At 69.0% G+C, this 2305-nt stretch carries 3 protein-coding genes and 1 pseudogene; all 4 read left to right on the top strand.

The annotated features are described in order from the left end of the window. The coding region (locus U9977_RS25000) for an ABC transporter ATP-binding protein (protein WP_322751732.1) at window positions 1–455 on the top strand (455 nt) is incomplete at its 5' end. Beyond that, entirely contained in the window at window positions 445–1353 is a 909-nt protein-coding gene (locus tag U9977_RS24995; protein ID WP_322751731.1) for an ABC transporter permease, read from the top strand. The genes U9977_RS25000 and U9977_RS24995, both read left to right, overlap by 11 nt. 58 nt (window positions 1354–1411) lie before the next feature. Beyond that, the gene (locus U9977_RS24990) at window positions 1412–1867 is read left to right on the top strand and encodes an Rrf2 family transcriptional regulator (RefSeq protein WP_322751730.1); all 456 of its coding nucleotides are present in this window, start codon (window positions 1412–1414) and stop codon (window positions 1865–1867) included. Further along, a pseudogene (locus U9977_RS24985) lies at window positions 1864–2305 on the top strand (HAD family hydrolase); the annotation flags it as partial. The gene U9977_RS24990 and the pseudogene U9977_RS24985, both read left to right, overlap by 4 nt.

The following is a 2305-nucleotide window of genomic DNA, read 5'->3' as shown; positions in this document are numbered from 1 at the left end:
GGGGTGTCCCCGGCGCGGATCGCCGGGTCCGGGTCGAGGAGCTCCTCACGATGGTTCGCCTGGCCGGTCTTGCCGACAAGCGGCCGCACGAGCTTTCCGGTGGCATGCGCCAGCGGGTCAGCCTGGCCAGAGCGTTCGCGCAGGAGGCCGACATCCTGTGTATGGACGAGCCCTTCGGCGCGCTCGATGCGATGACGCGGGACCTGCTGCATGACGAGCTGGAGCGGATCTGGCGCGAAACCGGGGTCACCGTCCTGTTCGTCACCCACGACGTGCGTGAGGCGGTGCGGCTGGGGGATCGCATCGTGTTGCTGTCGAGCCGGCCGGGGCGGGTGGCTGAGATCTTCGACGTCGGGATCGACCGCCCGCGCCGCATCGACGAACCGGATGTGGCCGCGCTCGCCGCGACGATCACCGCTCGGTTGCGTGCGGAGGTGAGTCGTCATGGCCACTGATACGACCATCGGACCCGATACGCTGCGCGGGCCGGCGACGACCACATCGACCGACGCGGCTCTTGCCGGGCTCGACGCCCTGGAGACCGCGGCGGCGCCCGGGCGCCCGCTCGCACTGCGGATGTGGTCGGCGACCTGGCCGAAGCTGGGCGCTGTTGCGATCTTTCTGCTGGCGTGGCAGATCGTGGTGTGGATCGGCTGGAAGCCGTCCTATGTCCTACCCGGCCCGGACGAGGCGTTGCCCGAGCTCGGCCACCGGGTGGTGAGTGGGGACTTCTGGTCCGCCTTCGCCCGTACCATGCAGCGTGCTTTCGTCGGGTATGCTCTGGCGGTCGTGATCGGCACCGTCGTCGGTCTGGCCGTGTCCCGGTTCGCCCTGCTGCGGACCGCGGTCGGCTCGTTCATCACAGCGTTGCAGACGATGCCCTCCATCGTCTGGTTCCCACTGGCGATCCTGCTGTTCAGGCTCACCGAAGGGGCGATTCTGTTCGTCGTCGTACTCGGTGCGGCGCCGTCGGTCGCCAACGGTGTCATCAGCGGTATCGACTATGTCCCGCCGCTGCTGACCAGGCTCGGGCAATCCATGGGCGCGCGAGGCCTGAAACTGTACCGATTCGTGGTGGCACCGGCGGCTCTGCCGTCGGTGGTGGCCGGGCTCAAACAGGGCTGGGCGTTCGCCTGGCGGAGCCTGATGGCGGGTGAACTGCTGGTTATCGTGCCCGGTCACCCGTCCATCGGCTCGGATCTGGAGAACAGCCGCCAGTTCCTGGATGCGACCGGTGTGATCGCGTCCATGTTGACGATTTTCGCGATCGGGGTCCTGGTGGATGCCGCGTTCAACACCGTGGACCGCCGGATGCGCGCCCGCCGCGGGCTCCTGCCTGAACAGTCGAGCTGAGGTCGACCGGCGCTACCCGTGTGGGGCGCGCTACGACCATGACCGGCAAGATGGAGATATGCAGATCTCCGCACGAGCCGACTATGCCCTGCGCGCATTGCTGACGCTGGCAGCCTCCGACGGTGAGCTCGTGAAGGGTGAGAGCCTGGCGACCGCGCAGGACCTGCCGCTGCGGTTTCTGGAGAACATCCTCACCGATCTTCGCCGGAGTGGCCTGGTGGTGAGCAGGCGTGGCGCCGAAGGTGGTTACCGGCTCTGTCGACCGGCGGGCGAGATCACCATTGCGATGGTGATCCGTGCCACCGACGGTCCGTTGGCCAGCGTCCGGGGCCGCAGACCGGAGGATGCGGCCTACGAGGGCGCCGCCAAGTACCTTCAGGATGTGTGGATCGCGGTGCGGGTCAGCCTGCGCCGGGTCCTTGAGGAGGTCACGCTCGCGGATGTCGCCAGCGGGCACCTGCCGCCCATCGTCTGTGAGCTCGGTCGGGACCGGGACGCGTGGGTCGCTCGGTGATCGGTGGGGAGCCTCCTGTCGTTGAGGCGGTGGTCTTCGACTGGGGCGGTACCCTGACCCCCTTCCACGACGTGGACCTGTTGGACCTCTGGCGAATGGTTGCGCTCGACCTCGCCCCGGGGGACGCGCGGGAGCTGACCCGGGCGCTGGAGGGCTCCGAACAGCGGTGGTGGGCCACGACCGGCGCATCGGGCCGCAGCGGGACGGTCACCGAACTGCTCGCGGTGGCGTCGGCGGCGGTCGGGCTCGACGTGGCCGGTGCCGTGCACCGGGTAGCGGCCCGGCATGACCTGTGTGCCTGGACTCCCCACACGGTGTGCGACCCGGACGCGCTGCTGGCGCTGCACCTGGTGCGGACCCGGGGGTTGCGGATCGGGTTGCTGACCAACACGCACTGGCCTCGCTCATGGCATTCGCGATGGCTTGCCCGAGACGGCA

It is taken from the genome of Protofrankia sp. Cas8 (assembly GCF_963555845.1).
Lineage (GTDB): Bacteria > Actinomycetota > Actinomycetes > Frankiales > Frankiaceae > Protofrankia.
This window is presented reverse-complemented; position numbering and strand designations above follow the sequence as displayed.

What these genes read in the sequence shown, in the direction of transcription:
- U9977_RS24995 (WP_322751731.1), top strand. Translation starts at nt 445, where the DNA reads ATGGCCACTGATACGACCATCGGACCCGATACGCTGCGCGGGCCGGCG.
- U9977_RS24990 (WP_322751730.1), top strand. Translation starts at nt 1,412, where the DNA reads ATGCAGATCTCCGCACGAGCCGACTATGCCCTGCGCGCATTGCTGACG.